Consider the following 26,284-nt stretch of genomic DNA (forward strand, 5'->3'; position numbering starts at 1 on the left):
GGCTTATTGCCCCAACTTCAGGCGTGCGGTCTCGCCGCGGACATGAGGCGATACATCGACCGACTGGCCGTTGTAGCTGAGCTGGGCGCCACGGGCAAAGCCCAGGCGAACTTCCAGCGGCGCCTTCCCGGCCAGTTCCAGGCTGTCGCCAGTACGCTTGAGGGCGCTGACCAGCACCTTGCCGTCGGCGTCAGTGACCTGGGTCCAGCAGTTGGCGGTGAACTGGATGCGCACCACTCCCTGACCCTGTTGGGCTACCACCGGTGCCGAGGGCAGGGCAGCGGGAGCCGGAGTTGCATCGGGTGCTACCGGAGCGACAGGAGTAGTCGACGGCGCGGCAGCAGAAGCACTAGGTTCGGTGGCGGTGGGCGCGGGAGGCAGTGCAACCGGAACGCTTGGCGCTGCGGCGACGACCGGAACCTGAGGCGAAGCAGTGGTAGCCGGCGCGGTCTCGCCTACCGGAGTAGTCGGGGCGGTGCCTTCGGCAGGCAATTGCTCGGGCTGGGCGGCCATTTCCGGCGAGACTTCGGCGGGGGTCGGTGCCTGACCATCCTGAGCTTCAGCTACAGCCTGATCTTCCGGCTCGTCGAGAGGGTGGATCTGGGTAGTGCCGTCGGCACTTTCCACTTCCACATGCTCCATGCTCATGCTGGACGCTTCCTCGTTGTTGCGGCTGGAATGCTCCTGCCACCAGAAGAAGCCGACCGCGCCGAGGGCAACCAGGATAAAGAAGCTGACGATACGCAACACACTCTGGGACAGGCGCACCGGCTCCTCGATGCGGCCCAGGCTGTGCACGCTACTGCCCTTAGCATCGGTGCCGGTGTAATGGTCGAACTCGGCAACCAGGGCAGCCTGGTCGATATCCAGCAGTTTGGCGTAGGCGCGCACGTAGCCACGGGCAAACGTATGCCCCGGCAGTTGTTCGAAGTCGCCCGCCTCGAGCTGGCGCAGGGACTGCTCGGTCAGGTTGAGGTTACGGGCGACCTCGCCCAAGCTCCAATCCTTGCCTTCACGGGCCTGACGCAGGGTCTCACCGGGGTTGGCGCGGGCCGCCGCTGCTGCTTCGGGATGCGACGCTTTCATCATTGCTCCGACAGGTATTGCTGATATTCCGGCGTACCGGGATAAAGGCGCTTGAGTTGCAGACCGAGGCTTGCAGCCTGGTCGCGATCTTCGAATATGGTCGCCAGGCGCGACCCGAGCAGCAGGCTGCTAGCGGTCTGCGGGGCGATCTGGGAGTAACGCTGGTAGTAGTCGCGGGCCGGCACGTACTGTTTCTCGCTGAAGGACAGTTGGGCCATCTCCAGCAGCGCCATCGGCTGCTGGCGATTCAGGCGCAGCGCCTTGTCGAAATGCTGCTTGGCCAGGGCCGTGTTGTTCATCTTCATGGCGGTCAGGCCAAGGTTCTCGAACACCCGAGAACGCTCAGGGTAGAGGTTGTCCTCAGTGGCCTGCAGGAATCGCTCGTAGGCGTCTTTGTAACGCCCCTGCTCGAACAGGAACGTCCCGTAGTTGTTGAGGATGCGCGAATCGCTTCGCGATGACAGGGCCTTGCGGTAGTGCTGATCAGCAAGCTCCGGCTCCATCTCCGTTTGGAACACCAGGGCGAGGGCCGCATTGGCATCGGCGTTGGACGGATCCATCTCCAGGGCTTTCTTCAGCGGCACCTTGGCGCGCTCGGTGGCGCCTTGCTTGAGATAGCCGATGCCCAGGTCGATATAGGCATCGCGTGCTGCGTCACGGCCCTTGTCGGTCTTCATCGGATCGACCTGTCCGGTCGACACGCAAGCCGCGAGCAATGCGGAGGAAACGAGGAGCAGCGCAGCGCGCAGGGTCATGGGGTGTCCTTCTCTAGTTCCGGTTCACGGCGTTGCTGGACGCCTCCGCTTCGGCATTCAGCTGGCGCACGGCAATGTAGCGTTCGCTGCGACGGGTGCGGTCCATGACCTGGCCGACCAGTTGGCCGCAGGCGGCATCGATATCGTCGCCGCGGGTGGTGCGGACGGTGACATTGTGCCCAGCCTTGTGCAACAGGTCCTGAAAGCGGCGAATCGCATTATTGCTGGGCCGCTCGTAGCCTGAGTGCGGGAAGGGGTTGAACGGAATCAGGTTGATCTTGCAAGGGAAGTCCTTGAGCAACTCGATCATCTGTACGGCATGTTCGGGCTGGTCATTGACGTCCTTGAGCAGGGTGTACTCGATGGTCAGCACGCGCTTCTCGCCGAGGCGGGAGATGTAGCGGCGGCAGGAATCGAGCACCACAGCCAGGGGATACTTCTTGTTGATCGGCACCAACTGGTTGCGCAGCGGGTCGTTCGGCGCGTGCAGCGACAGCGCGAGGGAAACGTCGATCACCTCGCCCAGCTTGTCGATCATCGGCGCCACGCCCGAGGTGGACAAGGTCACCTTGCGCTTGGAAATGCCATAGCCGAGGTCGTCCATCATGATGCTCATGGCGGCGACCACGTTGTCGAAATTCAGCAGCGGTTCGCCCATGCCCATCATCACGACATTGGTGATGGCACGGTCGATCTTCGCGGGGATGGTCCCGAAGGACTTGTTGGCGATCCACACCTGGCCGATCACTTCGGCGGCGGTGAGGTCGCTGTTGAAACCTTGCTTGCCCGTGGAGCAGAAGCTGCAATCCAGCGCGCAGCCGGCCTGAGACGAGACACACAAGGTGCCACGGCCGCCTTGCGGGATATACACGGTTTCGACGCAGCTACCGGAGGCCACGCGGACCACCCACTTGCGGGTGCCATCGCTGGAGATGTCCTGGCTGACCACTTCCGGACCGCGAATCTCGGCAGAGGCCTTGAGCTTGTCGCGCAAGGCCTTGCCGATATTGCTCATGGCGTCGAAATCATCGACGCCAAAGTGGTGAATCCACTTCATCACCTGGCCGGCACGGAAGCGTTTCTCCCCGATGGACTCGAAGAAGCTTTCCAGTTGCGGCTGGGTCAGACCCAGCAGGTTCACTTTACCGGTCGATTCAGTCATGGCTTCACCCTCTCCCATTCGCGATTAGCGAATGCGAGCGCACACCTCGGTGGCGGCGAAGAAGTAAGAGATTTCGCGAGCAGCAGAAGCCTCGGAATCCGAACCATGTACGGCGTTTTCGTCGATGGAAACGGCGTAGTCAGCGCGGATGGTACCGGCGTCAGCTTTCTTCGGATCGGTAGCGCCCATCAGTTCACGGTTCTTGGCAATGGCGTTCTCGCCTTCCAGGACCTGAACGACAACCGGACCGGAGGTCATGAAAGCAACCAGGTCCTTGAAGAAGCCGCGCTCTTTGTGCTCGGCGTAGAAGCCACCGGCTTCGCGCTCGGACAGTTGCACCATCTTGGCGGCTACAACGCGCAGACCGGCTTTTTCGAAGCGGGTGATGATCTCACCGACCACGTTCTTGGCAACGGCGTCCGGCTTGATGATGGAGAGAGTACGTTCGACAGCCATGGAAAACTCCAGAAACAAGGATTAAAGCGAAAAATTAAACCCGCGAATTATACGCGGGTTAGGGGGAAATGCGTAGGGCCGGAACCCGGAGGTGGAGAGCCGATCAGTCGGCTTCCTCGATCCAGGCAGCCTGGATGGCCTCGAGCACCTTCTCCCCGCCACGGTGCGGGTCGTCGGAAAACTCCGGCAGGGCCAGGACCCAGTTATGCAAGTCGACGAAATTGACATAGCGCGGGTCGACGTCCGGCTTGGCTTCAGCGAGCTGGATGGCGATTTCCAGCACGTCGGTCCATTTCAAGCTCATGCTCAATGCCCCTCGGAAACCTGGTTGATGGTGTATTTCGGGATCTCCACCACCAAGTCCGCTTCGGCGACGAGCGCCTGGCAGGACAGACGGGAATTTGGCTCCAGGCCCCAGGCCTTGTCCAGCATGTCGTCTTCCAGTTCGTCGGAAGCCTCCATGGAGTTGAAGCCCTCGCGCACCACTACGTGGCACGTGGTGCAGGCGCAGGACTTCTCGCAGGCGTGCTCGATATCGATGCCACTACGCAGTGCGGCATCCAGGATACTTTCACCCGGCTGCGCCTCGATCACGGCACCCTCGGGGCAATGCTCGGCGTGAGGCAGGAAGATGATCTGCGGCATTTCTGGGTCAATCCTCGATTTCATTGAGTCGGCGGCCAGCCAGCGCGGTCTTGACGGCGGCATCCATACGACGCGCAGCGAAGGCATCAGTCACCTGGGACAGGCGCTTGACTTGCGCTTCGATGGCGACGACATCAGCGCCGATCGCCAGCTCGCGCAGGGTTTGCATGCTATCCAGGATCGCGACGCGCTCGGCATCATCCAGCAGGCGCTCGCCATCGGCATCCAGGGCGGCCTGAACGGCCTCCAGCAGGCGCTCGGCCTCGACCTGCTGCTCGCGCAGGGCTCGCGCATTCTTGTCCTCGCCAGCGTACTGGAAGGAGTCCTGCAACATGCGGGAGATCTCGCCATCGGTCAGGCCGTACGACGGCTTGACCTGGATGCTCGCCTCGACGCCCGAGGCAAGCTCGCGAGCGGTAACGCCCAACAGGCCATCGGCATCCACCTGGAACGTCACGCGAATCTTCGCCGCCCCCGCCACCATGGGCGGAATGCCACGGAGCTCGAAGCGCGCCAGAGAACGGCAGTCCTTGATCAGCTCGCGCTCACCCTGGAGCACGTGAATCATCATGGCCGTCTGGCCATCTTTATAAGTAGTGAAGTCCTGGGCACGCGCCACCGGAATGGTGGTGTTGCGCGGGATTACCTTCTCCATCAGCCCACCCATGGTTTCCAGGCCGAGCGACAGGGGAATCACATCCAGCAGCAGCAGCTCTTCGCCGCGCTTGTTGCCCGCCAGGGTATCGGCCTGCACAGCAGCTCCGATAGCCACGACCTGGTCAGGATCGATGTCAGTCAACGGCTGGCGACCAAACATCTCGGCCACAGCCTCCCGCACACGCGGCACGCGGGTGGATCCACCCACCATGACCACGGCCTCGACTTCATCTTGCTCGATACCGGCGTCACGCACGGCGCGACGGCAGGCTTTGAGGCTACGAGCCACCATGGGCTCGATCAGGGCGTCGAAGCACTCACGAGTCAAGATACCGCACCAGTCGCCATAGGCGAGCTCGACACTGTCCGAATCAGTCAGCGCCTCTTTGGCATCGCAGGCGGCCCGCAGCAGGCTGCGTTGGGCACCCGGATCAAGATCGGAGGAGAGGCCGGCCTGCTGGACCATCCAGCCGGCGATGGCGTGATCGAAGTCGTCGCCGCCCAGGGCGCTGTCGCCACCAGTGGCCATGACCTCAAACACGCCGCGAGTCAGGCGCAAGATGGAAATATCGAAAGTGCCGCCACCCAGGTCATAGATGGCGATCACGCCTTCGGCATGCTTATCCAAGCCATAGGCTACTGCAGCGGCGGTCGGCTCATTGAGCAGGCGCAGCACATTGAGACCTGCAAGGCGCGCGGCGTCCTTGGTGGCCTGGCGCTGGGCCTCGTCAAAGTAGGCGGGCACGGTGATCACGGCACCCACCAACTCGCCCCCAAGGGTCTGCTCGGCGCGCTGCCGCAGGGTTTTGAGAATGTCAGCCGAAACTTCCACCGGGCTCTTGGCGCCCTGGACAGTCTCGATGAAAGGCATGTGCGATTCGCCACCAACGAAGCGGTACGGCAATTGCTCACCGAGTTGCTTCACGTCTTCCAGGCCACGCCCCATGAAGCGCTTGACCGAAATGATGGTATTCAGCGGGTCGCTGGACGCAGCTTGCTTGGCACTGCGACCGACTTCGACGCGGTCTGCGTGATAGCGGACCGCGGATGGCAGGATGACCTGCCCGTCGGAATCCGGCAGGGGCTCGGCAACACCGCTGCGCACAGCAGCGACCAGCGAGTTGGTAGTACCCAGGTCGATTCCCACCGCCAGGCGGCGCTGGTGCGGCTGGGGGCTCAGTCCGGGTTCGGCGATCTGCAGTAGGGCCATGCTTGTCTATTTATCAGGCGTACCGGCAACCAAGACGGCATCGCGGGTTAATCGTCGAGGCGCTCTTCCAGTTGGCGCACTTCGTGGGTCAGCTTGTCGAGGAACTGCATGCGACGCACCAGGCGCTCGGCCTCTTCGCGGCGAGCAGGGTCATCCCAACACTCAGCGAAATCACCATCCAACTCGGCCTGGGCAATCTTTAGCCGGCGCTTGAAGGCGCCAACGCCCTCCAGGTCAGCACTGTCGTGCAAGTCCTCCAGCTCTTCGCGCCACTGCATCTGCTGTAGCAGGAACTGTGGATCCTGCACCGTCACCTCAAGCGGAAGCTCTCGCCCCTTCAGCGCCAGCAGGTACAACGCCCGCCGCGGCGCACTCTTGAGCGTCTGGTAAGCATCGTTGAGCTGGGCTGCACGCTCCAGCGCCAAGCGCTGTTCGCGCTCGGAAGCATCAGCGAAACGATCAGGATGGACGGTACGAGCCAACTCGCGGTAACGCGCCGCAAGCTGGTCGAGATCCAGTCGATGACCCGGCTTCAGGTCGAACAGAGCGAAATGACAGGGAGTTCCCACACACGCCTCAGACGTTGAAGCTCTCGCCGCAGCCGCATTCGCCACGTACGTTCGGGTTATTGAACTTGAAGCCCTCGTTGAGCCCTTCGCGAACGAAGTCCAGCTCGGTCCCGTCAAGGTAGGTCAGACTCTTGGGATCGATGATCACCTTGACGCCGTGACTCTCGAAGACCATGTCATCCGCGGTCAGCTCGTCGACGAACTCCAGCACATAGGCGAGACCGGAGCAGCCAGTCGTACGCACCCCCAGACGGATACCTTCACCCTTGCCGCGCCCCTCAATGGAACGCTGTACGTGACGGGCGGCAGACTCAGTCATGCTGATGGCCATTGCAACTCCTTACTCGTTCGAGCGCTTAGAGCAGACCCTTCTTCTGCTTGTAGTCGTGGACGGCCGCCTTGATAGCGTCCTCAGCCAACACCGAGCAGTGAATCTTCACTGGAGGAAGAGCCAGTTCTTCGGCGATGGTGGTGTTCTTGATGGCCGCCGCCTCGTCCAGGGTCTTGCCCTTCATCCACTCGGTGGCGAGGGAGCTGGAAGCGATGGCGGAACCGCAGCCGTAGGTCTTGAATTTGGCGTCTTCGATCACGCCCTGCTCGTTGACCTTGATCTGCAGACGCATCACGTCGCCGCAGGCCGGCGCGCCGACCATGCCAGTACCCACATCGGGGTCCTCGGCGTCGAGCTTGCCGACGTTACGCGGGTTTTCGTAGTGATCGATGACCTTGTCGCTGTATGCCATGGTAACTATTCCTCACTCATCAGGGTGGCGTCAGTGCGCCTGCCATTCGACCTGGGACAGGTCGACGCCCTCTTTATACATATCCCACAGTGGGGACAGTTCACGGAGCTTGCTGACCGCTTCGCGCACCTTGGCAGCGGCATAGTCCACTTCCTCTGCGGTGGTGAAACGACCGAAAGTGAAGCGAATGGAGCTGTGCGCCAGCTCGTCATTGCGGCCCAAGGCGCGCAGCACGTAGGACGGCTCAAGGGAAGCCGAGGTGCAAGCGGAACCGGAGGAGACCGCAAGGTCCTTGAGCGCCATGATCAACGACTCGCCTTCGACGTAGTTGAAGCTGACGTTCATGTTGTGCGGCACGCGAGCAGTGGCACTACCGTTCAGGTAGAGCTCTTCCATGCCGTCGATCTGAGCCCAGAAACGATCTGCCAACGCCTTGATACGCACGCGCTCGGCGGCCATCTCTTGCTTGGCGATGTGGAAAGCTTCACCCATGCCGACGATCTGATGGGTTGCCAGGGTGCCGGAACGCATGCCGCGCTCATGGCCACCACCGTGCATCATGGCTTCCAGGCGTACACGTGGCTTACGGCGGACGTAGAGCGCGCCGATGCCTTTCGGGCCATAGGTCTTGTGCGCCGAGAAAGACATCAGGTCGACCTTCAGTTTCTCCAGATCGATCTCCACCTTGCCAGTGGACTGGGCGGCATCGACATGGAAGAGGATGCCGCGGGCACGGGTCAGCTCGCCGATGGCAGCGATGTCGTTGATGGTGCCGATTTCATTGTTCACATGCATGACGGAGACGAGGATGGTGTCGTCACGCAGAGCGGCCTCGACCATGGCTGGGGTAATCAGACCATCTTCGCCCGGCTCGAGATAAGTCACCTCAAAGCCTTCGCGCTCAAGCTGGCGGGTGGTGTCCAGCACCGCCTTGTGCTCGATCTTTGAGGTGATGATGTGCTTGCCCTTGCCGCTATAGAAGTGCGCCACGCCCTTGATGGCAAGGTTGTCGGACTCGGTAGCACCGGACGTCCAGACGATTTCTCGCGGATCAGCGTTGACCAGCTCTGCCACCTGACGACGGGCGTTCTCCACCGCCTCTTCTGCCTTCCAGCCGAACACGTGGGAACGCGACGCCGGGTTGCCGAAGTTGCCGTCCACCAGCAGGCAATCGCTCATCTTCTGAGCGACGCGCGGGTCCACCGGCGTAGTGGCGGAGTAGTCGAGGTAAATCGGCAATTTCATCGGGGCTCTCCTATCAGGTATCGGGGCCAATTACGGGCCGGCGCCCTGCTCAATCGATGGCGGACGCTTCAATCTTATCGAGGTGCGGCATCCTGCCATTGCTTCCACAGCGGCGTTGATCCTGCCGCAGAGCGACCTCTTGCACCTCGCGACGGTTGACCAGATCGGCCAGACTGATGCCGCTGAGGAACTCATGGATCTGCAGACTCAGATCACACCAGAGGTGGTGGGTGAGGCAGGTATCGCCGGAGTGGCAATCGCCCAGCCCCTGGCAACGGGTGGCATCTACCGACTCGTTGACCGCGTCTATTACTTGGGCGACATGAATGCCGTGCATATCACGGGAAAGCTGGTAACCACCCCCCGGACCTCGCACACTGCTGACCAGATTGCCGCGACGGAGCTTGGCGAAAAGCTGCTCGAGATAGGACAGAGAAATACCCTGCCGCTCGGAAATATCCGCCAGAGACACCGGCCCGTGCTGCGCATGCAGCGCCAGGTCGAGCATGGCGGTGACGGCGTAACGGCCTTTGGTGGTCAGTCGCATGGTGAGTACCACGGGATCGCTGGAATGCAGCGAGTATGCAATTCCCGACTATTTAAGTCAACTATAAGCCTGATCAAATCAGTCGGAATTACATCTTGCAGGGGCGTGGATGATATCAGAGGCACACCCCGTTAGCACCCTAATAATCCGACCTCGGCTGCCGGAGCAAGGTCGAATGCATGCAGCTCAGCCGACCGACTTGCGTTCTTCATCCTTGACGCCAGCAAAGTCCTCGTCACGCAGTTCCGGCAGCGCCTTGGCGCAGTAGTCGCTACCCAGCGCGGTCAGCGCCTTGCACATGCCATCCAGGCGCTCATCCACCGCCTGCACATGATCCAGCAACTGGCCGATGGCGCGAGCTACGGGGTCGGGCATGTCCTGGCCGAGGCCATAGGCATCGAAGCCGAAGCGCTCAGCAATGGCCTGGCGCTTGGCTTCCTGCTCCGGATCAGCCTTGACGATGATCCGACCGGGAATACCCACCGCAGTGGCGCCGGCTGGCACCGACTTCGTCACAACGGCATTGGAGCCGATTTTCGCGCCAGCACCCACCGTGAAGGGACCGAGCACCTTGGCACCCGCCCCCACTACTACGCCGTCTTCCAGCGTCGGGTGGCGCTTACCCTGGTTCCAACTGGTACCACCCAGCGTCACGCCCTGGTAAAGGGTGACATCGCTGCCGATCTCGGCAGTCTCACCAATGACGATTCCCATGCCATGGTCAATGAAGAAGCGACGACCAATCTTCGCCCCTGGATGAATCTCGATGCCGGTCAGCCAGCGACTGAAGTTCGACACCAGGCGCGCCAGCCACTTCCAGCCGGCGATCCACAAAGCATGGGCTGCGCGATGCAACCAGATGGCGTGCAACCCTGGATAACAAGTGAGCACTTCGAAGGCATTGCGTGCAGCCGGATCGCGGTGGAATACGCTTTGAATGTCTTCTCGAATGCTGTCGAACATCACTTGTCACTCCGCTTGCTTTCATCGCCCCGCGCGGCTTTCTGGGTCTCCGTCAGGATGCCGCGCAGGATGTTCATTTCCAGCTTGCTGATACCACTGCGCCCATATAGCCGACGCAGCCTGGACATTAGGTGCCGGGGCTTCTCGGGATCGAGGAAGCCGATCTCCACCAGGGTGCTTTCCAGATGTTCGTAGTAACGCTCAAGCTCATCAACGGTGACCGGCTGAGCATTGAGCATGGCTGTGGTTTCCACCTTCTCGACCTTGCTCGGCAGCCCTTCCTGCTCCAGCCAGGCCATGCGCACTTCATAGACCAGCACCTGCACGGCGGCCGCCAGATTCAGCGAAGAGAACTCCGGATTCGAGGGAATGTGCACATGGTACTGGCAGCGCTGCAGCTCCTCATTGGTAAGACCCGCATACTCACGACCGAATACAAGGGCGACCTCACCACCGACCTGCATCTGCTCAACGGACGTCTTGCCACACTCGCGCGGATCTAGCAGCGGCCAGGGTATGCGACGATCTCGGGCACTGGTGCCAACCACCAGACTGCAACCCACCAGCGCCTCTTCGAGGGTACCAACCACCTGGGCACCATCCAGAATGTCATCAGCACCGGATGCGCGAGCACGAGCTTCCGGACTCGGAAAATCCTCAGGATCGACCAGCACCAGCTTCGACAGGCCCATGTTCTTCATGGCGCGGGCGGCACCACCGATATTGCCGGGATGGCTGGTATTGACCAGCACCACGCGAATGTTCTGCAGCAACGCTCTAGCCTCTCAGCCGAACTTCAAAGGAGCAGAATCTTACCGGACACCCCGACGCAACGCCACGAATCACGCTGCCTCCCCTGCCTGCCCGCAGCTTTTTCTGCTACCATGTGCGGCTTTCTTCTTTAACGACCCAGGTGAACTCCCCATGCAGCCTATGCTGAATATCGCCCTGCGCGCCGCTCGCAGCGCCGGTGAACTGATTTTCCGCTCGATTGAGCGCCTGGACGTTATCTCCGTCAACGAGAAGGACGCCAAGGACTACGTCACCGAGGTCGATCGCGCTGCAGAACTGGCTATCGTGCACGCCCTGCGCAAGGCCTACCCGAACCACAGCATCCTCGGCGAGGAAGGCGGCCTGCTGGAAGGCAAGGGCGAAGGCGCGGACTACTTGTGGATCATCGACCCCCTGGATGGCACCACCAACTTCATCCGCGGTGTTCCGCACTTTGCCGTTAGCATCGCCTGCAAATACAAGGGCCGCTTGGAACACGCCGTCATCCTGGACCCGGTCCGTCAGGAAGAGTTCACCGCGAGCCGCGGTCGTGGCGCCGCCCTCAACGGCCGCCGCCTGCGCGTCAGCCCGCGCAAGAGCCTGGAAGGCGCCCTGCTCGGCACCGGCTTCCCCTTCCGCGATAGCCAGATCGACAATCTCGACAACTACCTGGGCATGTTCCGCAGCCTGGTAGGCCAGACCGCCGGCATCCGCCGCGCCGGCTCCGCCAGCCTGGACCTGGCCTATGTTGCAGCTGGTCGCTTCGACGCCTTCTGGGAGTTCGGCCTGTCCGAGTGGGATATGGCAGCGGGCGCCCTGCTGGTGCAGGAAGCCGGCGGGCTAGTGAGTGACTTCACCGGCGGCCACGACTTCCTCGAGAAAGGCCATGTGGTCGCAGGCAATACCAAATGCTTCAAGGCAGTGCTGACCGCCATCCAGCCACACCTACCGCCTTCGCTGAAGCGCTGATCGCGTTTCACGCAACACAAAAAACCCGGCCTCGGCCGGGTTTTTTGTTATCTGGAAGCACCTTACTGCTGCACGCCCGCACCACCGCCCTGAGGCTGGATGTCACCACCCGCCCGCCCCAGGATCAACTGACCTTCCTTAGTGACCGGAATCTGCCGGCCCGGATCATGATCCATGCGCACCTGGCCGACCTTGCCGTCGAATTGATACTTCACGTCATAGCCCACCAGCTTTTCGCTGGTGTCGGTTACAGTCTTGCAGCGGGTTTCTGTGGTGGTATAGGTGTCACCTTCCTGCATATGCTCCTGCACCTTGTTGCCGGCATAGCCACCACCCACCGCACCAGCGACGGTCGCGATCTTCTTGCCCGAGCCACCACCAACCTGGTTACCCAGCAGGCCACCTGCCACCGCACCAAGGACGGTACCGGCGATCTGGTGCTGATCCTTGACCGGGCGCTGGCGAGTCACTGCCACATCGTTGCAGACCTCACGCGGCGTCTTCACGGTTTCATTGATCGGCTGGACAGCGAGCACTTCGGCATACTCCGGGCCGCTATTGCCCACCAGACTGTAAGTGGCCACAGCGCCGCCGGCAGTCACGCCAACCGCACCCAAAACAGTACCGATTAGCATCGACTTGTTCACATGAACCTCCTGACTCTTCCATAACGGGCCTGCATGCCCTGCTCCCTGCCTTGGATAAAGGAAACCAAGTCGAGTTCCCGATCACGCAGGATTATTCCGATAAATGGGACGACAGTCTCATACATCAGAAATGACAAGGCCCGGCAAGTGCCGGGCCCTATACATGGAGCTTGCTCACCTCAGGGACGATCGTCCACCTCGGCGGTGTTCGCCGGCGGGATCAAGTCTTCCGAGGACAGCCCCAGCCAGATCAACACTGGAGCACTGATGTAGATGGAGGAGTAGGTACCCACCACAACACCAACCAGCAGCGACAGCGCAAAACCATGCAGGCTATCGCCGCCGAAGATCAGCAGGGCGAACAGCGCCAGCGCGGTGGACATCGAAGTGGCGATTGTCCGCAGCAGCGTCTGGGTGCAGGACACGTCGATGTTCTCGATCAGGTCAGCCCGGCGCAGCACGCGGAAGTTTTCGCGGATACGGTCGAAGATGATGATGGTGTCGTTCAGCGAGTAGCCGATCATCGCCAGGACCGCAGCCAGCACGGTGAGGTCAAAGGGTACCTGGAAGAATGCCAGGATCCCCAACGTGACGATCACGTCGTGGATCAACGAGGCCACCGCGCCCACACCAAACTTCCATTGGAAGCGGAAGGCCAGGTACAGCAGGATGCCGCCCAGTGCCAAAAGCATAGCCAGGCCACCCTGGTCACGCAGTTCTTCACCCACCTGGGGCCCGACGAACTCCACACGTTTTAGCTCGAACTTGCTCTCGGCATCCACCTTGCGCAAGGCATCGGCAATCTTGTTGCCCAGTTGCGGATCATCACCAGCCAGGCGCACCAGCACGTCCGTGGACGCACCGAAACTCTGCACCACTGCATCCTCGAAGCCCGCCTCACCAAGCTCTCGCTTGATCAGTTCGAGATTCGCCGGCTGCTCATAGGACAACTCGATCAGCGTACCGCCAGTAAAGTCCAAGCCGAAGTTCAGGCCCTTGGCGAACAGGCTGCCAATACCGATCAGGCTGATGATCACAGTAATGGCGAACGCAACGTTGCGTATCGCCATGAAACGAATGGTTGACTTGATCATGACAGGCCTCAAATCCACAGTTTCTTGAAGTTGCGGCCACCGAAGATCAGGTTGACCAGGCCACGGGTGAACATGATGGCGGTGAACATCGAAGTGATGATCCCCAGCGACATGGTCACGGCGAAGCCCTTGATCGGACCGGTGCCGAGGGCGAACAGGATGCCGCCCACCAGCAGGGTGGTGAGGTTACTGTCGATGATCGCCGAGTAGGCGCGATCGAAGCCTTCATGGATCGCGCGCTGCACCGACAGTCCGTTCGCGAGCTCCTCACGAATCCGCGAATAGATCAGCACGTTGGCGTCTACCGCCATACCCAGGGTCAGCACGATACCGGCAATACCCGGCAAGGTCAGGGTTGCACCGATCACCGACATTAGCCCAACCAGCAGCACCAGGTTGAATGCCAGGGCGATGGTGGCCAACAACCCGAAGAAGCGGTAGATAGCCATGATGAACAACGATACGAAGACCATCGCCCACTCAGTGGACTCGATGCCTTTGACAATGTTCTCGGCACCCAGGCTCGGGCCAATGGTGCGTTCTTCTGCGAAGTACATCGGCGCAGCCAGACCACCTGCGCGCAGCAGCAGGGCCAGCTCGGACGACTCGCCCTGGCCGTCCAGACCAGTGATACGGAACTGGCTACCCAGCGGCGACTGAATGGTCGCCAGACTGATGATCTTCTTCTCTTCCTTGAAACTCTGTACCGCTACTTCCTTCTGGACGCCATCGACGTCCTGGGTCACGTAACGGGTAACCGGACGCTGTTCGATGAAGATCACCGCCATGCTGCGCCCCACGTTGTTGCGGGTAGCACGACTCATCAAATCGCCGCCGTGACCGTCAAGACGGATGTTCACCTGAGGGCGACCGTTCTCGTCATAACTGGCCTGGGCGTCGGTAACCTGGTCGCCGGTGATAATCAAGCCCCGCTCCAGCGGTACGGGCGGACGACCCGGCTCACGGAACTCAAAGGATTCGGTGGAGGCCTTGCTGGCGGTCGGCTCAGCAGCCAAACGGAACTCGAGGTTTGCGGTCTTGCCGAGGATACGCTTGGCTTCGGCGGTGTCTTGTACGCCCGGGAGCTCAACGACGATGCGGTTGGCGCCCTGGCGCTGCACGATCGGCTCAGCCACACCCAGCTCGTTAACGCGGTTGCGGACGGTGGTCAGGTTCTGCTTGATGGAGTATTCACGAATCTCTGCCAGCTTGGCCTGGGTCAGGGTCAGCTGCAGGACCTGCTGACCACCACGCTCTGTGGTAGCCATATCGAAATCGGTAAAGCTCTTGCGAATCAGCGACCGGGCCTTGTCCAAGGACTCCTGATCGGAGAAGCCAAGCTGGAAGCCATTTTCCTGGGCCGGCAGACTGCGGTAGCGGACACGTTCCTTGCGCAGCAGGGTGCGGACTTCGCCTTCGTATATCTTCAGACGCGCAGTGACCGCTTTCTCCATGTCCACTTCCAACAGGAAGTGCACGCCACCGGAGAGGTCCAACCCCAGCTTCATCGGCGCGGCGCCGAGCTTGCGCAGCCAGTCCGGCGTGGTCGGAGCCAGGTTCAGGGCGACTACGTAATCATCACCAAGAGCCTTGCGCACCACGTCCTTAGCGGGCAGTTGATCTCCCAGCTTGGTCAGGCGCAACAGGCCACCAGTCGCGCTGACGCTGGCGGATTTGAGTTCGATGCCGGATTGTTTGAGGGCCTCAGCAGCCTTGTCCAGATCCGATTGCTGGATCTTCAGCGCGGTACTGGTACCGCTGATCTGGATCGCCGGGTCATCCGGATAGAGATTGGGCGCGGAATAAACCAGGCCGATCGCCAGCACCGCCAGGATCAGCAGATATTTCCACAGTGGGTACTTGTTGAGCATGACTCCGCCCGTTATGACGCGGGGCGCCAGTTGGCGCCCCGTCGGTGTTGATCCATTAACCCTTTAGATGGCTTTCAGGGTGCCCTTCGGCAGGGTCGCCGCAATAGCCGCCTTCTGGAACTTCAGCTCGACGCTATCAGAGACTTCGATGACCACGAAGTCATCAGTGACCTTCGTGACCTTGCCGGCGATGCCGCCGGAGGTGACCACTTCGTCACCCTTCTGCAAGCTGCCCAGGAGGTTTTTGTGCTCTTTGGCGCGTTTGGCCTGGGGACGCCAGATCATCAGGTAGAAGATGACCAGGAAGCCGATCAGGAAAACCCACTCGAAACCAGTACCGGCGGGACCTGCAGCGGCGGCCGGTGCAGCGGCGTCGGCATAGGCGGCGGGAATCAGAAAGCTCATTTAGCACTCCTGTTACGGAAATTTGGAAAGTAATCGTTCTGGAAATCTGCGGCTTTATCAGTCCAGGGGCGGAGTCGGTAGTCCGCGCTTGGCATAGAAGGCATCGACAAAGGCGGCCAATTTACCCTGTTGGATAGCCTCGCGCAAACCAGCCATCAGGCGCTGGTAATGCCGCAAGTTGTGGATTGTATTCAACATGCTGCCGAGCATTTCGCCGCATTTGTCCAGATGGTGCAGATAGGCGCGGGAGAAGTGTTTGCAGGTGTAACAGTCGCAGGTCGGGTCCAGCGGGGACTCATCATGCTTGTGCACCGAATTGCGAATTTTCAGCACGCCGGTGTCGATGAACAGGTGGCCATTGCGCGCGTTACGGGTCGGCATCACGCAATCGAACATATCCACCCCGCGACGCACGCCCTCCACCAGGTCTTCCGGCTTGCCGACCCCCATCAGGTAGCGCGGTTTGTCCGCCGGCATCTGGCCGGGCAGATAATCCAGCACACGAATCATTTCTTCCTTTGGCTCACCCACCGACAGTCCGCCGATTGCCAGGCCGTCAAAACCGATCTCGCTGAGCCCCTCAAGGGAGCGCATGCGTAGCTCCTCGTGCATGCCACCCTGGACGATGCCGAACAGCGCTGCGGTGCTCTCGCCGTGGGCGGCTTTGGAGCGTTTTGCCCAGCGCAACGACAACTCCATGGAGCGTTTTGCGGTGTCGAAGTCTGCCGGATACGGCGTGCACTCGTCGAAGATCATCACGATGTCCGAGCCGAGGTCACGCTGCACCTGCATGGACTCTTCGGGCCCCATGAATACTTTGGCACCATCCACCGGAGAGGCAAAGGTCACGCCCTCCTCCTTGATCTTGCGCATCGCCCCCAGACTGAACACCTGGAAGCCGCCTGAGTCAGTGAGGATCGGCCCCTGCCATTGCATGAAATCGTGCAGGTCACCGTGTCGTTTGATGACCTCCATGCCCGGCCGCAGCCAGAGATGGAACGTGTTGCCCAGGATAATTTGCGCGCCGATTCCTTCGATATCGCGCGGCAACATTCCCTTCACGGTGCCGTAGGTTCCTACAGGCATGAAGGCAGGTGTCTCGACGACGCCCCGGGGGAAGGTCAGGCGGCCGCGACGGGCCTTGCCGTCGGTGGCCAGCAACTCGAAGTTCATCCGGCAGGTGCGCGTCATGCTTGGTCCTCGGGTCCGCGCGGGGCGGGATTGCGGGTGATGAACATCGCATCACCGTAACTGAAGAATCGGTAGCCCTCCTCCACCGCGGCGCCATAGGCAGCCATGGTTTCCGGGTAGCCGGCGAAGGCCGAGACCAACATCAGCAGGGTGGATTCGGGCAAATGGAAGTTGGTGACCAGGGCATCGACTACATGAAAAGAACGGCCTGGGTACAAAAAGATGTCGGTGTCGCCGCTGAAGGCCTTGAGCTGACCATCCTGTGCGGCGCTCTCCAGGGAGCGCACACTGGTAGTGCCGACGGCGATCACCCGACCACCACGGGCGCGGCAAGCCGCCACTGCGTCCACCACATCCTGACCAACCTCAAGCCACTCGTGATGCATGTGATGGTCTTCGATGCGTTCCACCCGTACTGGCTGGAAAGTGCCCGCCCCGACATGCAGGGTGACGAATGCGCTATCCACGCCTTTGGCGGCAATGGCCTCCAGCAGCGCCTGATCGAAGTGCAACCCGGCAGTAGGTGCGGCAACGGCACCAGCATGTCGGGCATAAACAGTCTGATAGCGTTCGCGATCCGCGTCGTCGTCAGGCCTGTCTATATAAGGCGGCAGCGGCATGTGGCCGACCCGCTCCAACAATGGCAGCACTTCTTCGGCGAACCGAAGTTCGAAAAGCGCATCATGACGGGCGAGCATCTCGGCTTCACCGCCACCGTCGATCAGCAGGGTCGAGCCGGGCTTGGGCGATTTGCTTGAACGCACATGGGCGAGCACACGGTGGCTATCCAGCACACGCTCGACGAGGATCTCCAGCTTGCCGCCGGAGGCCTTCTGGCCGAACAGTCGTGCGGGAATCACCCGGGTGTTGTTGAACACCATCAGGTCGCCGGGACGCAGGTATTCCAGCAGATCGGCAAAGCGGCGATGGCTAAGGGAGCCCGTGTCACCGTCCAGCACGAGAAGGCGGCTGGCTCGGCGTTCGGCCAGGGGATGACGGGCAATCAGAGCTTCGGGGAGCTCGAAATGAAAGTCGGCTACGCGCATGGTGGGGGGTCGTATCGCAGGGGCGCAAATAGTACAGGAAATGGCCGTTCCTGACCACGGAGACGGATTGACCGCCTCAGAGCGCATCCCTATACTGCGCGCCCATCGTGCCTCGGTGGCGGAATGGTAGACGCGGCGGATTCAAAATCCGTTTCTGGCGACAGAGTGAGAGTTCGAGTCTCTCCCGGGGCACCACGATATCTTCAAGCCTTCTCCAGGCTTTCCCCTCTATATCCCCTCAATATCCCCTCTACTTCCCGCTTGTCCGAGGCCCGATCAACCGCCTGTAAAGATTGGACTTACGGGGATTGGCAATTCCTTAAAACTTACGTAGAGTTGGGCAACTGTGTTTGCATGGGTCGCTGTTGAATCGTGACCTGATGCGGTAGATCACCAGATCCGCTACATCCCGCTCGACTTCTCTTACCTCTTTGCAACCAGTTCCAGCCCTTCTGGCTCGTGAGTGAACAGCAGGCTGTCATCAACTTCAGTTTCAAGGAAAAAGATATGTCGAATCGTCAAACCGGCACCGTCAAATGGTTCAACGACGAGAAAGGTTTTGGTTTCATCACCCCGGAAAGCGGCCCGGATCTGTTCGTTCACTTCCGCGCTATCGAAGGCTCCGGCTTCCGTAGCCTGAAAGAAGGCCAGAAGGTTACCTTCGAAGCCGTTCAAGGCCAGAAAGGCATGCAGGCTGACAAGGTCCAGGTCGTTAACTGATCTGAGCTTTTCGCCGAAAAGCCCCTGATGGAAACATCAGGGGCTTTTTTGTGCCCGCTGATCGGCTGTTAGAATGGCGCGCCCTCAATACGCCAAGAGTTCGCAATGCCGAAACATCAGCTGCGCCCCCAGGGCGATTTCCCCACCGCCGGGCTGGCTCGCCGCTTCGCTGCGATCTTCTACGACTTCCTGCTCTGCGTAGCACTGATCCTGGTTGTAGGTTTTGCCTACCAATCAATACGCATCCTGATTCACGGGGAAGCCCAGATGAGGCAACTTGCCGAGGCGGGTGGGCTTTCTGGCGACCCCCTGCTTGCCACGCTTGTCGTCTTCAGCCTGTTCGGCTTCTTCGCCAAGTTCTGGACCCACACTGGCCAGACCCTCGGCATGCAGGTCTGGAGCATCCGCGTGCAGAACAAGGACGGCTCAGCTATTAGCCTGTGGCAGGCACTGCTGCGCTTCGTGATTGCGATCGGTTCCTGGCTGACGCTGGGGTTGGGCTTCTTCTGGAGCCTGTGGGATAAGGATAAGCGCACCTGGCACGATATCTACTCCGAGACTCAGGTGGTCCGCCTTCCCAAGGGCACACACAAGAAATGACGACCGCAAGAACAAAGCCGGCGAAATGCCGGCTTTGTTCTTGCGTGTGTCGAAACAAGCCAATCCCGAGTGCGGGCGGGAGACCTTCGTTCAGACGGATTCAGGCCGAGGCGGCCAAAGGGCGAAAGCTGAAATAGAAACGCAGGGCATCAATGAGGTCGGCGTATTCCGACGGCGGGGCTACCAGAGAGAAACCGGAGTCATAGTGTCCGGGCGTTACATCCTCATGGCACCACTGACAGTTGGCGTAGAAATCAATGAAATGCAGCTGCCCGTCCTTGCCAGGAATCTTCAGTCGCATGTCGAAGCGTGCGCCCACCAACATGGGTAGCTGACTGATCAACATCAGCCCGTCCATGGAGACGTTGCCCAGGTAGCCCATGGGTTTGTCGGTAATGCGATTGAACACCTTCAGGTAGTAAGGCAACTGATGGCGTTCGATATGGCGCTTGGTAGGCATGATATCAAATCGCTATTGATGGCATTTCAGTATGAACCCGTTGCCGTCACGGACCAACCTTCAATAACAGCCGCTGGCCACGCTCTCTGCCAGTTTGCGACGGAAGGTCTCGATCTGTTCATCAGTGTAGTACTGACGCTCACCTCGCTCGTCGAGACGATAGAAGGGACCACCATTACTCAGCTGGCCCTGCTGTTCGCGTAGCTGGCTGCACCTTTTCTCTTGTTGCTCCCTCGCTTCCGCGGCCCGGCCAGCCGCGACCGCCTGCTCCTGGCGGCGCGCGTCGTAGAACTTCGCTGTACGTGCCTCGCGCTCGCGAGTCAGTTGGTCGCGCTCCATCACCTGGGGCTTCACCGTAACCGGCTTGGCACCTTCTCGTGGCGTCTCGCTGAAATGAACCTGCCCCTGGGCGTCGGTCCATCGGTAGATTTCCGCATCGGCGGCGACCGGAGCCAGTAACAAGCAGCACAGCAGGTAACGCATTCCAAGGTTTCCTCAGATAGAGGCTCAGCTTAGTCGCGGTCCATCGCAGCTCAAGCGAGCAACGACCGACGGCCGACTTTCAGGTCAGAGTGGTGCGGCGCTGGCCGAGCTGCTGCCGAGCCGACCAAGTTGCTGCAAGGTATCCAGGCGCGCCTTTGCCCGGTAGGCGTACTCGCTGGTGGGATAGCGCGCGATGATGAACTGGTAGGTCTGCGCCGCATCGACGAACAGATTCTGGCGTTCCAGGCACTGGCCGCGCAGCAGGGAAATTTCCGGCTGCAGGTATTGGCGGGAGCGGCTCTTGCGCTCGGCTTTGGACAGTTCGAGCATCACGTCCTCGCAATTGCCCCTTTCGTACGAGCGGTAGGCGTTGTTCAGGTGATAGTCGAGGGACCAGCGGGTGCAGCCAACCATGGCTGCAAGCAGGGTCAGGATCAACAGGGTTCGCATGGGTAGTTCCTCCGTCCACCGGGATATCGGCCGAAAGCGCCGCATCTTCAGGCCGCCGGGCGATCACGAAGTACGAAGCATAACCTCCGATTGGACTTGCGGGCGCGCGCCACGGATGGCCAGCAGCCACTGCTAGACTGCGTGGGTCGTCCAAGGCCCCGGTCACACCATGCATTCCAAGCGCCCTGCCCTCCTCGCCCTCTGCGTATTGCTGAGCGCCTGCTCTCCTACCACGCCGCTTTTCATCGCCCAGGTCACCACCAACGAAGTGGTGGAATACAAGACCATGAAGAGCAAGCGCATGGCCGCAGCCGTGGAGGAAGAAGGCGACCTGCTCACTTATAGCGCCATGGCCATTCGAGATGCCAAGAGTCCGGAGGCGGAAGAGCTCTACCTGATCGGCTATCGCGACGACAAGTTCAGCGACGACGTTCGCGCCATTGCCCTCTACCAGATCGGCCTGATCTACATGAGCCGTTTCAACGAGCAACGCGATGACATCAAGGCGATGGCCTACCTGGAACGAGTCCTCAACGAATTCCCCAGCAGCCGCGCGGCCGAGCGCACCGAAGCACGCATTCTGGTGATCCGCCAACGAGCGAAGGAGCCTGTGCAGAAGACCTCGCGCGAACTCCTCGCCACCTGGCAGCCGAGCGGCAACCTCGACCTCTACAAAGCAGGACTGGATCCGGACATGACGCTGCTGTCACGCCGCGCCGTGCTCAAGGATCGAGTTGCCGAAGCCGAGGAGCTCTACCTGCTGGCCCTGTCCGACGCGCACGTGCAACCGGACATCAAGCAGAAAGCGCTCTACCAGTTGGGCCTGATGTACCTGGCACCGGACAACCCGCACGCTAACCGTGACAAGGCCATCGGCTACTTCCGTCGGCTGCTGGTGCAGTTCCCTGACAGCGACCTGGCCAGCAAGGCCTCGCGCCATCTTGATCAGGCCCTTAACCAGGACCATCCCTGAAGCCGTCCGGCGGGCTACCTGAAACAATTCAGCGGGTAGTGAAAACGAACAATGACTACAGTTTTTCCGCGTAGTAGCCTCGGGCTCTGCTTGAAAAATGGAGTCTTCGCATGCCTTTCCGCCGTACCAAAATCGTCGCCACCCTCGGCCCGGCCAGCAACTCCCCGGAGGTCCTGGAGCAACTGATCATCGCCGGGTTGAACGTCGCCCGCCTGAACTTCTCCCATGGCAGCCCCGAGGAACACAAGGCACGCGCCCGCCTGGTCCGCGAGCTGGCCGCCAAGCACGGCCGCTTCGTCGCCCTGCTCGGCGACCTGCAAGGTCCGAAGATCCGCATCGCCAAATTCGCCAGCAAGCGCATCGAACTGAAGGAAGGCGACAGTTTCCGCTTCTCCGTCACCCACCCGCGTGACGCCGGCAACCAGGACGTGGTGGGCATCGACTACCCGGACCTGATCAAGGACTGCGGCGTCGGCGACGAACTGCTGCTGGACGACGGCCGCGTGGTGATGCGCGTGGAATCCACCAGCGCCGATGAGCTGCAGTGCCGCGTACTCATCGGCGGCCCCCTGTCCGACCACAAGGGCATCAACCGCCGTGGCGGCGGCCTGACCGCTCCGGCCCTGACCGCCAAGGACAAGGCTGACATCAAGCTGGCCGCGGAAATGGAACTGGACTACCTGGCGGTGTCCTTCCCCCGTGACGCCGCCGACATGGAACTGGCCCGCCGCCTGCGCGACGAAGCCGGAAGCAAGGCCTGGCTGGTGGCCAAGATCGAACGCGCCGAAGCAGTGGCCGACGATGAAGCCTTGGACGGCCTGATCCGCGCCAGCGACGCCGTGATGGTGGCCCGTGGTGACCTCGGCGTGGAAATCGGCGACGCCGAACTGGTGGGTATCCAGAAGAAGATCATCCTGCACGCCCGCCGCTACAACAAAGCCGTGATCACCGCGACCCAGATGATGGAGTCGATGATCCACAGCCCGATGCCGACCCGAGCGGAAGTCTCGGACGTAGCCAACGCCGTGCTCGACTACACCGACGCCGTGATGCTGTCGGCAGAAAGCGCCGCTGGCGAGTACCCGCTCGAAGCCGTGCAGGCCATGGCGCGCATCTGCCAGGGCGCCGAGAAGCACCCGGATACCCGCCGCTCCAGCCACCGTATTGGCAAGACCTTCGAACGCTGCGACGAAAGCATTGCCCTGGCATCCATGTACGCCGCCAACCACTTCCCCGGTATCAAGGCCATCATCTGCCTGACCGAAAGTGGCTACACCCCGCTGATCATGTCGCGCATCCGTTCCTCGGTACCGATCTACGCGTACTCCCCGCACCGCGAAACCCAAGCCCGCGTGGCCCTGTTCCGTGGCGTGGAAACCATCCCCTTCGACGCCGCCGCACTGCCGCCGGAGAAGGTCAGCCAGATGGCCGTGGACGAACTGCTGCAACGCGGCGTGGTCACCAAGGGTGACTGGGTGATCCTGACCAAGGGTGACAGCTACACCACCCAGGGCGGCACCAACACCATGAAGATCCTCCACGTCGGCGACCTGCTGGTCTGACCTGGCCTGGCCTGGAACGAAAAAGCCGCCCTTCGGGGCGGCTTTCTTGTTTGGGGATAGCGTAAAAATCCCTGTAGGGGCGAATGAATTCGCCCCTACAAGATCAATTCGCCCCTGCTGCGTCGACTCACACGAACTTCGAAAAATCCGGCTTGCGCCGCTGGGTGAAGGCCGACAGCGCCTCTACTGCTTCCGGCGAACGCAGGCGCTGGCTGAACAGCTCGCCCTCCTCGGCTATCACCCGGCGAAGCTCGTCGCGGCCCGGGGCCTGCATCAAGCGTTTGCTCACAGCCAATGCCGAGGGTGCCAGGTCGAGGAACCGCAGCGCAGCGTCGCGAGCACGGGCCAGGGTCTCGGTACCGTTCGCCAGGGCGGCATTGGCAATGCCCCAGTTGGCAGCCTGTTCACCTGTGAAGCCCTCACCGAGCAGCAGCAGCTCCGCAGCCTTCGCATGACCGAGCAGGCGCGGCAGGATCAGGCTGGAGCCGAACTCGGGGCACAGGCCAAGGTTGACGAAGGGCATCTTCAGTTTGGCGTCGCGACTCACATAGACCAGATCGCAGTGCAGCAGCAGGGTGGTGCCGATGCCTACCGCCGGACCGCTCACGGCCGCCACGACCGGTTTGGGGAAGTCGAAGAGCGCGCGCATGAACTGGAACACCGGGCTGTTCATCCCGGTCGGCGGCTCCTGAAGGAAGTCGACGATATCATTGCCGCTGGTGAAGCACTCTTCGCTGCCGGCGATCAATACCGCGCGCACCTCGCGGTCCTCCCGCGCCTCATCCAGCACCTCGGCCATGCGGCTATACATGGCGCGGGTCAGGGCGTTCTTCTTGTCTGGGCGGTTCATGCGCAGCGTCAGCAGGCCCTGCTCGCGCTCGACCAGAATATGCTCGCTCATGGGAAGTCCTCGATGTTCTAGTGCCCGCTTCAAGCTTCGCGGGTCAGGAAGGTATCGGCCAGCAATTGGTTACGGGGCAGGCCGGCCAGGTATAGCCGGCGCGCGAAATCCTCGACGCTGGCAGGATGGCCGCAGAGTAAGGCGATGGTCTGGCGCGAAACAAGGCGGAATTGCGCCAAAACCTCTGGCAGCTCGGCCGGCGTGATCAGCCGGACATCCACGCCCGGATGTGTCGCAGCCAGCGCCGCCAGGGGCTCCGCCAGATAGTGGCCGTCGGCATCATGAGCGAGGTGAATGAGGCGGATCGGCCCTTGGTGATGCTGCCTCAGCGCCTCCCTCAGCAGGCCCCAGAGTGGAGCCAGTCCGGTACCCGAGGCCAGGAACAGCAGCGGCCGGACATCCCAGGCCGGGTCGTAATGCAGCGCTCCGCCGTGAAGTTCGCCAAGACGCAGTTTGTCACCCAGCACCAATCGTCGAGCCCGGTCACTGAACAGGCCGGGCTTGCCGCAGTCCAGGTGAAACTCCAGGCCTTCCTCGGTACCTGGCAAGCTGGCCAGGGAATAAGGCCGGGCGACCCCCTCGTCGTTCCACAACAAGAGGTGCTGGCCGGCGTTGTAGCGCAACGGTCGCCTTGGCGCGAGTCGCAGGCGCAGGACATCAGGCGTCGGCCAATCAAGGCCGACGACGTCGGCCTCAAGACCATCACGGGCTGGATCGAAGACCTCCACCACCAGATCCTGCACCACCAGGCACTGACAGGAGAGCCGCCAGCCCTCGGCGCGCTGAGAACGGTCCAGCGCTTCCGGTTTGGCGTCCGCCGGCTCGCCGGACAGGCAACGGACCAGGCACGCGTGACAGCTGCCGGCCCGGCAGCTATAGGGCACCTTGCAGCCCCCAGCGTTCAGCGCGTCCAACAGATTGCTGGCAGGTGCAACGGTCCAGCGTTTTCCGGCGACTTCAAGTTCAGGCACCCTGGCCCTCCCAGGCGGCATCGCAACGGTTACGTCCGCCGCGCTTCGCCCGATAGAGTGCCTGATCCGCGCGCTGCAGCGCATCATCCAGATCGTCCCCTGCCGTCAGCAGCGTCATGCCGGCCGACAGGCTCAGCCGATCCAGCTGCACCCCCACCGGCTCGGACTGCTCGAAGGCCTGGCGCAGTCGCTCGCAACAGGCGGTGAGGCGATCCGCATCGCAATTGGGCAGCAGCAGGACGAACTCCTCGCCGCCGTAACGCGCCAGCACATCGCCGTCGCGCAGGCAGGCCCGCGCCACCGCGGCGAAGGTCTGCAGCACCCGGTCGCCGGCGGCGTGGCCGTGGACATCGTTGATCCGCTTGAAATGGTCGAGGTCGATCAACGCCAGGCCGTGCTGGCGGTTCGGCGCGAGGTTGTCCAGCTCGCGGCCTGCCAGACGCAGGAAATGACGACGATTGAACAGCCCGGTCAGCTCGTCGGTGGCCACCAGGTCCTCCAGCTGGCGCATCATGCCGCGCAGGGTGTCCTGGTGCGCCTGGAGGGCGAAGCGGCGCTGGCGCATCCGCTGACGCAGCGCCTGGACATAGCTGGCGAACAGACTCAGCCAGACCATCAGCACGAAGAGTACGCAGACCTGCAGCAGCGCCAGTGACGGGTCCGGCAGCTGCATCCAGTAGGCTTCGAACAGGTTGAGGCCGGCGAAAGCGAAAAACCCAATCGCCGCGCAGCGAGTGAATACCCTGGGTTTGAGCTGGAACACCCCGAACAGCATGATCAGGACGTAGACCGCCAGCAGCGTGCCTCGCGCGTCATCGACCATGGACATCAGCCAGGTCGCCCAGCCCAGTGCGAGCAGTACCTGGGGCTCGGTCAGGCTTGGGTCGGTAAACCGGAGGTTGTGCCCGCAGATGAACAGCCATAACAGCACGAACTGGGAAAGGGCGGCCAGGCCGGAACCAATCAGGGCAGTGCTCGCCGACACCCGGAACAGACCACCGATCATTGCGACCCAGCACAACAGCAGGACCATCGAGTAGGTGGCCACAGCCATGCCAAAGCGCTTCAGTAGCAGACTCTGCAGGGCTCTATGGCTGATCCGCTGGCTGGATGGGCTCATGGGCTCCTTCCC

General features: G+C 61.5%; 31 protein-coding genes and 1 tRNA gene. 6 read left to right on the forward strand and 26 right to left on the reverse strand.

Annotated features, from left to right (window positions below; all coding sequences use genetic code 11):
* Nucleotides 1-3: 3 nt before the first annotated feature.
* From AAHM40_RS19205 to trmJ, 14 genes are all read right to left on the reverse strand, one after another.
* A complete protein-coding gene (locus AAHM40_RS19205; RefSeq protein WP_342246059.1) occupies nt 4-1,089 on the reverse strand; it encodes a RodZ family helix-turn-helix domain-containing protein in 1,086 nt (361 codons plus the stop codon).
* On the reverse strand, nt 1,086-1,841 hold the full coding sequence (gene pilW / locus AAHM40_RS19210; RefSeq protein WP_342246060.1) for a type IV pilus biogenesis/stability protein PilW: 756 nt from the start codon (nt 1,839-1,841) through the stop codon (nt 1,086-1,088). The genes AAHM40_RS19205 and pilW overlap by 4 nt, the downstream gene beginning before the upstream one ends.
* 13 nt (nt 1,842-1,854) lie before the next feature.
* A complete protein-coding gene (rlmN, locus tag AAHM40_RS19215) occupies nt 1,855-3,003 on the reverse strand; it encodes a 23S rRNA (adenine(2503)-C(2))-methyltransferase RlmN (protein WP_342246061.1) in 1,149 nt (382 codons plus the stop codon).
* 24 nt (nt 3,004-3,027) lie between these two features.
* Nucleotides 3,028-3,459, reverse strand: coding sequence for a nucleoside-diphosphate kinase (ndk, locus tag AAHM40_RS19220; protein ID WP_151132049.1), 432 nt, complete (start codon nt 3,457-3,459; stop codon nt 3,028-3,030).
* Nucleotides 3,460-3,562: 103 nt separating this feature from the next.
* Complete coding sequence (iscX, locus tag AAHM40_RS19225) at nt 3,563-3,763, reverse strand: Fe-S cluster assembly protein IscX (RefSeq protein WP_028628654.1); 201 nt, start codon at nt 3,761-3,763, stop codon at nt 3,563-3,565.
* Between the two features lie 2 nt (nt 3,764-3,765).
* Nucleotides 3,766-4,104: an ISC system 2Fe-2S type ferredoxin gene (fdx, locus tag AAHM40_RS19230; RefSeq protein ID WP_028628655.1), complete on the reverse strand. Its 339-nt coding sequence runs from the start codon at nt 4,102-4,104 to the stop codon at nt 3,766-3,768.
* 7 nt (nt 4,105-4,111) lie between these two features.
* On the reverse strand, nt 4,112-5,971 hold the full coding sequence (hscA, locus tag AAHM40_RS19235) for a Fe-S protein assembly chaperone HscA (RefSeq protein ID WP_342246062.1): 1,860 nt from the start codon (nt 5,969-5,971) through the stop codon (nt 4,112-4,114).
* A 47-nt stretch (nt 5,972-6,018) separates the two neighbouring features.
* Entirely contained in the window at nt 6,019-6,540 is a 522-nt protein-coding gene (gene hscB / locus AAHM40_RS19240) for a co-chaperone HscB (protein WP_342246063.1), read from the reverse strand.
* Nucleotides 6,541-6,547: 7 nt separating this feature from the next.
* The gene (iscA, locus tag AAHM40_RS19245) at nt 6,548-6,871 is read right to left on the reverse strand and encodes an iron-sulfur cluster assembly protein IscA (RefSeq protein ID WP_028628658.1); all 324 of its coding nucleotides are present in this window, start codon (nt 6,869-6,871) and stop codon (nt 6,548-6,550) included.
* Between the two features lie 25 nt (nt 6,872-6,896).
* Complete coding sequence (gene iscU / locus AAHM40_RS19250; RefSeq protein ID WP_342246064.1) at nt 6,897-7,283, reverse strand: Fe-S cluster assembly scaffold IscU; 387 nt, start codon at nt 7,281-7,283, stop codon at nt 6,897-6,899.
* Between the two features lie 30 nt (nt 7,284-7,313).
* Entirely contained in the window at nt 7,314-8,528 is a 1,215-nt protein-coding gene (locus AAHM40_RS19255) for an IscS subfamily cysteine desulfurase (RefSeq protein WP_028628660.1), read from the reverse strand.
* A 49-nt stretch (nt 8,529-8,577) separates the two neighbouring features.
* Nucleotides 8,578-9,075, reverse strand: a complete 498-nt coding sequence (gene iscR, locus AAHM40_RS19260) for a Fe-S cluster assembly transcriptional regulator IscR (RefSeq protein WP_342246065.1) — start codon at nt 9,073-9,075, stop codon at nt 8,578-8,580.
* Between the two features lie 186 nt (nt 9,076-9,261).
* Nucleotides 9,262-10,038 (reverse strand): serine O-acetyltransferase, encoded by a 777-nt coding sequence (gene cysE, locus AAHM40_RS19265; RefSeq protein WP_342246066.1) that lies wholly within the window; start codon nt 10,036-10,038, stop codon nt 9,262-9,264.
* Entirely contained in the window at nt 10,038-10,811 is a 774-nt protein-coding gene (trmJ, locus tag AAHM40_RS19270; protein WP_342246067.1) for a tRNA (cytosine(32)/uridine(32)-2'-O)-methyltransferase TrmJ, read from the reverse strand. Before trmJ ends, cysE begins: the two co-directional genes overlap by 1 nt.
* 151 nt (nt 10,812-10,962) lie before the next feature.
* On the opposite strand from trmJ, the gene suhB reads away from it, so the two are divergent.
* Nucleotides 10,963-11,778 carry a type III secretion system regulator SuhB gene (suhB, locus tag AAHM40_RS19275; RefSeq protein WP_342246068.1) on the forward strand — a complete coding sequence of 272 codons (816 nt, stop codon included), beginning with the start codon at nt 10,963-10,965 and terminating at the stop codon, nt 11,776-11,778.
* 62 nt (nt 11,779-11,840) lie between these two features.
* Here the strand turns inward: suhB and AAHM40_RS19280 are convergent, their stop codons facing one another.
* The 6 genes from AAHM40_RS19280 to queA form a co-directional block, all read right to left on the reverse strand.
* Nucleotides 11,841-12,425: a glycine zipper 2TM domain-containing protein gene (locus AAHM40_RS19280; RefSeq protein WP_342246069.1), complete on the reverse strand. Its 585-nt coding sequence runs from the start codon at nt 12,423-12,425 to the stop codon at nt 11,841-11,843.
* A gap of 179 nt (nt 12,426-12,604) precedes the next feature.
* The gene (gene secF / locus AAHM40_RS19285) at nt 12,605-13,519 is read right to left on the reverse strand and encodes a protein translocase subunit SecF (protein WP_028628665.1); all 915 of its coding nucleotides are present in this window, start codon (nt 13,517-13,519) and stop codon (nt 12,605-12,607) included.
* 8 nt (nt 13,520-13,527) lie between these two features.
* Nucleotides 13,528-15,390 carry a protein translocase subunit SecD gene (secD, locus tag AAHM40_RS19290; protein ID WP_342246070.1) on the reverse strand — a complete coding sequence of 621 codons (1,863 nt, stop codon included), beginning with the start codon at nt 15,388-15,390 and terminating at the stop codon, nt 13,528-13,530.
* Nucleotides 15,391-15,453: 63 nt separating this feature from the next.
* Nucleotides 15,454-15,795 carry a preprotein translocase subunit YajC gene (gene yajC / locus AAHM40_RS19295; protein WP_028628667.1) on the reverse strand — a complete coding sequence of 114 codons (342 nt, stop codon included), beginning with the start codon at nt 15,793-15,795 and terminating at the stop codon, nt 15,454-15,456.
* Between the two features lie 57 nt (nt 15,796-15,852).
* Nucleotides 15,853-16,968, reverse strand: coding sequence for a tRNA guanosine(34) transglycosylase Tgt (gene tgt / locus AAHM40_RS19300; protein ID WP_342246089.1), 1,116 nt, complete (start codon nt 16,966-16,968; stop codon nt 15,853-15,855).
* A gap of 14 nt (nt 16,969-16,982) precedes the next feature.
* On the reverse strand, nt 16,983-18,032 hold the full coding sequence (gene queA / locus AAHM40_RS19305) for a tRNA preQ1(34) S-adenosylmethionine ribosyltransferase-isomerase QueA (protein WP_342246071.1): 1,050 nt from the start codon (nt 18,030-18,032) through the stop codon (nt 16,983-16,985).
* A 109-nt stretch (nt 18,033-18,141) separates the two neighbouring features.
* Between queA and AAHM40_RS19310 the strand changes: the two genes are divergently transcribed.
* The 3 genes from AAHM40_RS19310 to AAHM40_RS19320 all read left to right on the forward strand — a co-directional run bounded on the left by AAHM40_RS19310 (nt 18,142) and on the right by AAHM40_RS19320 (nt 19,352).
* Nucleotides 18,142-18,227 (forward strand) — tRNA-Leu (locus tag AAHM40_RS19310).
* Nucleotides 18,228-18,539: 312 nt separating this feature from the next.
* Nucleotides 18,540-18,752, forward strand: coding sequence for a cold-shock protein (locus AAHM40_RS19315; RefSeq protein ID WP_016491057.1), 213 nt, complete (start codon nt 18,540-18,542; stop codon nt 18,750-18,752).
* Between the two features lie 105 nt (nt 18,753-18,857).
* The gene (locus tag AAHM40_RS19320) at nt 18,858-19,352 is read left to right on the forward strand and encodes an RDD family protein (RefSeq protein WP_342246072.1); all 495 of its coding nucleotides are present in this window, start codon (nt 18,858-18,860) and stop codon (nt 19,350-19,352) included.
* Between the two features lie 100 nt (nt 19,353-19,452).
* On the opposite strand, the gene AAHM40_RS19325 is transcribed toward AAHM40_RS19320, so the two are convergent.
* The 3 genes from AAHM40_RS19325 to AAHM40_RS19335 all read right to left on the reverse strand — a co-directional run bounded on the left by AAHM40_RS19325 (nt 19,453) and on the right by AAHM40_RS19335 (nt 20,745).
* Nucleotides 19,453-19,812, reverse strand: a complete 360-nt coding sequence (locus AAHM40_RS19325; protein ID WP_028628671.1) for a PilZ domain-containing protein — start codon at nt 19,810-19,812, stop codon at nt 19,453-19,455.
* Between the two features lie 60 nt (nt 19,813-19,872).
* On the reverse strand, nt 19,873-20,295 hold the full coding sequence (locus tag AAHM40_RS19330; RefSeq protein WP_342246073.1) for a DUF4124 domain-containing protein: 423 nt from the start codon (nt 20,293-20,295) through the stop codon (nt 19,873-19,875).
* An 84-nt stretch (nt 20,296-20,379) separates the two neighbouring features.
* Nucleotides 20,380-20,745: a tetratricopeptide repeat protein gene (locus AAHM40_RS19335; protein ID WP_342246074.1), complete on the reverse strand. Its 366-nt coding sequence runs from the start codon at nt 20,743-20,745 to the stop codon at nt 20,380-20,382.
* A 169-nt stretch (nt 20,746-20,914) separates the two neighbouring features.
* Here AAHM40_RS19335 and AAHM40_RS19340 point away from each other — a divergent pair, with 169 nt between their 5' ends.
* Complete coding sequence (locus AAHM40_RS19340; RefSeq protein WP_342246075.1) at nt 20,915-21,718, forward strand: tetratricopeptide repeat protein; 804 nt, start codon at nt 20,915-20,917, stop codon at nt 21,716-21,718.
* 110 nt (nt 21,719-21,828) lie between these two features.
* Nucleotides 21,829-23,280: a pyruvate kinase gene (gene pyk / locus AAHM40_RS19345; protein ID WP_342246076.1), complete on the forward strand. Its 1,452-nt coding sequence runs from the start codon at nt 21,829-21,831 to the stop codon at nt 23,278-23,280.
* A 127-nt stretch (nt 23,281-23,407) separates the two neighbouring features.
* On the opposite strand, the gene AAHM40_RS19350 is transcribed toward pyk, so the two are convergent.
* From AAHM40_RS19350 to AAHM40_RS19360, 3 genes are read right to left on the reverse strand one after another with little or no spacing between them, the layout of a single operon-like run.
* Nucleotides 23,408-24,181, reverse strand: a complete 774-nt coding sequence (locus AAHM40_RS19350; RefSeq protein WP_342246077.1) for an enoyl-CoA hydratase — start codon at nt 24,179-24,181, stop codon at nt 23,408-23,410.
* A 29-nt stretch (nt 24,182-24,210) separates the two neighbouring features.
* On the reverse strand, nt 24,211-25,152 hold the full coding sequence (locus tag AAHM40_RS19355; protein ID WP_342246078.1) for an iron-sulfur-binding ferredoxin reductase: 942 nt from the start codon (nt 25,150-25,152) through the stop codon (nt 24,211-24,213).
* Entirely contained in the window at nt 25,145-26,272 is a 1,128-nt protein-coding gene (locus AAHM40_RS19360) for a GGDEF domain-containing protein (protein ID WP_342246079.1), read from the reverse strand. The genes AAHM40_RS19355 and AAHM40_RS19360 overlap by 8 nt, the downstream gene beginning before the upstream one ends.
* Nucleotides 26,273-26,284 lie beyond the last annotated feature (12 nt).

The sequence above is a fragment of the Pseudomonas sp. OTU5201 genome, assembly GCF_038440135.1.
GTDB lineage: Bacteria > Pseudomonadota > Gammaproteobacteria > Pseudomonadales > Pseudomonadaceae > Metapseudomonas > Metapseudomonas resinovorans.

Bases quoted from the DNA above. Each gene is read 5' to 3' on its own strand.
- AAHM40_RS19205 (WP_342246059.1), bottom strand. From the start codon at position 1,089: ATGATGAAAGCGTCGCATCCCGAAGCAGCAGCGGCGGCCCGCGCCAAC.
- pilW (WP_342246060.1), bottom strand. From the start codon at position 1,841: ATGACCCTGCGCGCTGCGCTGCTCCTCGTTTCCTCCGCATTGCTCGCG.
- rlmN (WP_342246061.1), bottom strand. From the start codon at position 3,003: ATGACTGAATCGACCGGTAAAGTGAACCTGCTGGGTCTGACCCAGCCG.
- ndk (WP_151132049.1), bottom strand. From the start codon at position 3,459: ATGGCTGTCGAACGTACTCTCTCCATCATCAAGCCGGACGCCGTTGCC.
- iscX (WP_028628654.1), bottom strand. From the start codon at position 3,763: ATGAGCTTGAAATGGACCGACGTGCTGGAAATCGCCATCCAGCTCGCT.
- fdx (WP_028628655.1), bottom strand. From the start codon at position 4,104: ATGCCGCAGATCATCTTCCTGCCTCACGCCGAGCATTGCCCCGAGGGT.
- hscA (WP_342246062.1), bottom strand. From the start codon at position 5,971: ATGGCCCTACTGCAGATCGCCGAACCCGGACTGAGCCCCCAGCCGCAC.
- iscA (WP_028628658.1), bottom strand. From the start codon at position 6,871: ATGGCCATCAGCATGACTGAGTCTGCCGCCCGTCACGTACAGCGTTCC.
- iscU (WP_342246064.1), bottom strand. From the start codon at position 7,283: ATGGCATACAGCGACAAGGTCATCGATCACTACGAAAACCCGCGTAAC.
- AAHM40_RS19255 (WP_028628660.1), bottom strand. From the start codon at position 8,528: ATGAAATTGCCGATTTACCTCGACTACTCCGCCACTACGCCGGTGGAC.
- iscR (WP_342246065.1), bottom strand. From the start codon at position 9,075: ATGCGACTGACCACCAAAGGCCGTTACGCCGTCACCGCCATGCTCGAC.
- cysE (WP_342246066.1), bottom strand. From the start codon at position 10,038: ATGTTCGACAGCATTCGAGAAGACATTCAAAGCGTATTCCACCGCGAT.
- suhB (WP_342246068.1), top strand. From the start codon at position 10,963: ATGCAGCCTATGCTGAATATCGCCCTGCGCGCCGCTCGCAGCGCCGGT.
- secF (WP_028628665.1), bottom strand. From the start codon at position 13,519: ATGATCAAGTCAACCATTCGTTTCATGGCGATACGCAACGTTGCGTTC.
- secD (WP_342246070.1), bottom strand. From the start codon at position 15,390: ATGCTCAACAAGTACCCACTGTGGAAATATCTGCTGATCCTGGCGGTG.
- yajC (WP_028628667.1), bottom strand. From the start codon at position 15,795: ATGAGCTTTCTGATTCCCGCCGCCTATGCCGACGCCGCTGCACCGGCC.
- tgt (WP_342246089.1), bottom strand. From the start codon at position 16,968: ATGAACTTCGAGTTGCTGGCCACCGACGGCAAGGCCCGTCGCGGCCGC.
- queA (WP_342246071.1), bottom strand. From the start codon at position 18,032: ATGCGCGTAGCCGACTTTCATTTCGAGCTCCCCGAAGCTCTGATTGCC.
- AAHM40_RS19315 (WP_016491057.1), top strand. From the start codon at position 18,540: ATGTCGAATCGTCAAACCGGCACCGTCAAATGGTTCAACGACGAGAAA.
- AAHM40_RS19320 (WP_342246072.1), top strand. From the start codon at position 18,858: ATGCCGAAACATCAGCTGCGCCCCCAGGGCGATTTCCCCACCGCCGGG.
- AAHM40_RS19325 (WP_028628671.1), bottom strand. From the start codon at position 19,812: ATGCCTACCAAGCGCCATATCGAACGCCATCAGTTGCCTTACTACCTG.
- AAHM40_RS19330 (WP_342246073.1), bottom strand. From the start codon at position 20,295: ATGCGTTACCTGCTGTGCTGCTTGTTACTGGCTCCGGTCGCCGCCGAT.
- AAHM40_RS19335 (WP_342246074.1), bottom strand. From the start codon at position 20,745: ATGCGAACCCTGTTGATCCTGACCCTGCTTGCAGCCATGGTTGGCTGC.
- AAHM40_RS19340 (WP_342246075.1), top strand. From the start codon at position 20,915: ATGCATTCCAAGCGCCCTGCCCTCCTCGCCCTCTGCGTATTGCTGAGC.
- pyk (WP_342246076.1), top strand. From the start codon at position 21,829: ATGCCTTTCCGCCGTACCAAAATCGTCGCCACCCTCGGCCCGGCCAGC.
- AAHM40_RS19350 (WP_342246077.1), bottom strand. From the start codon at position 24,181: ATGAGCGAGCATATTCTGGTCGAGCGCGAGCAGGGCCTGCTGACGCTG.
- AAHM40_RS19360 (WP_342246079.1), bottom strand. From the start codon at position 26,272: ATGAGCCCATCCAGCCAGCGGATCAGCCATAGAGCCCTGCAGAGTCTG.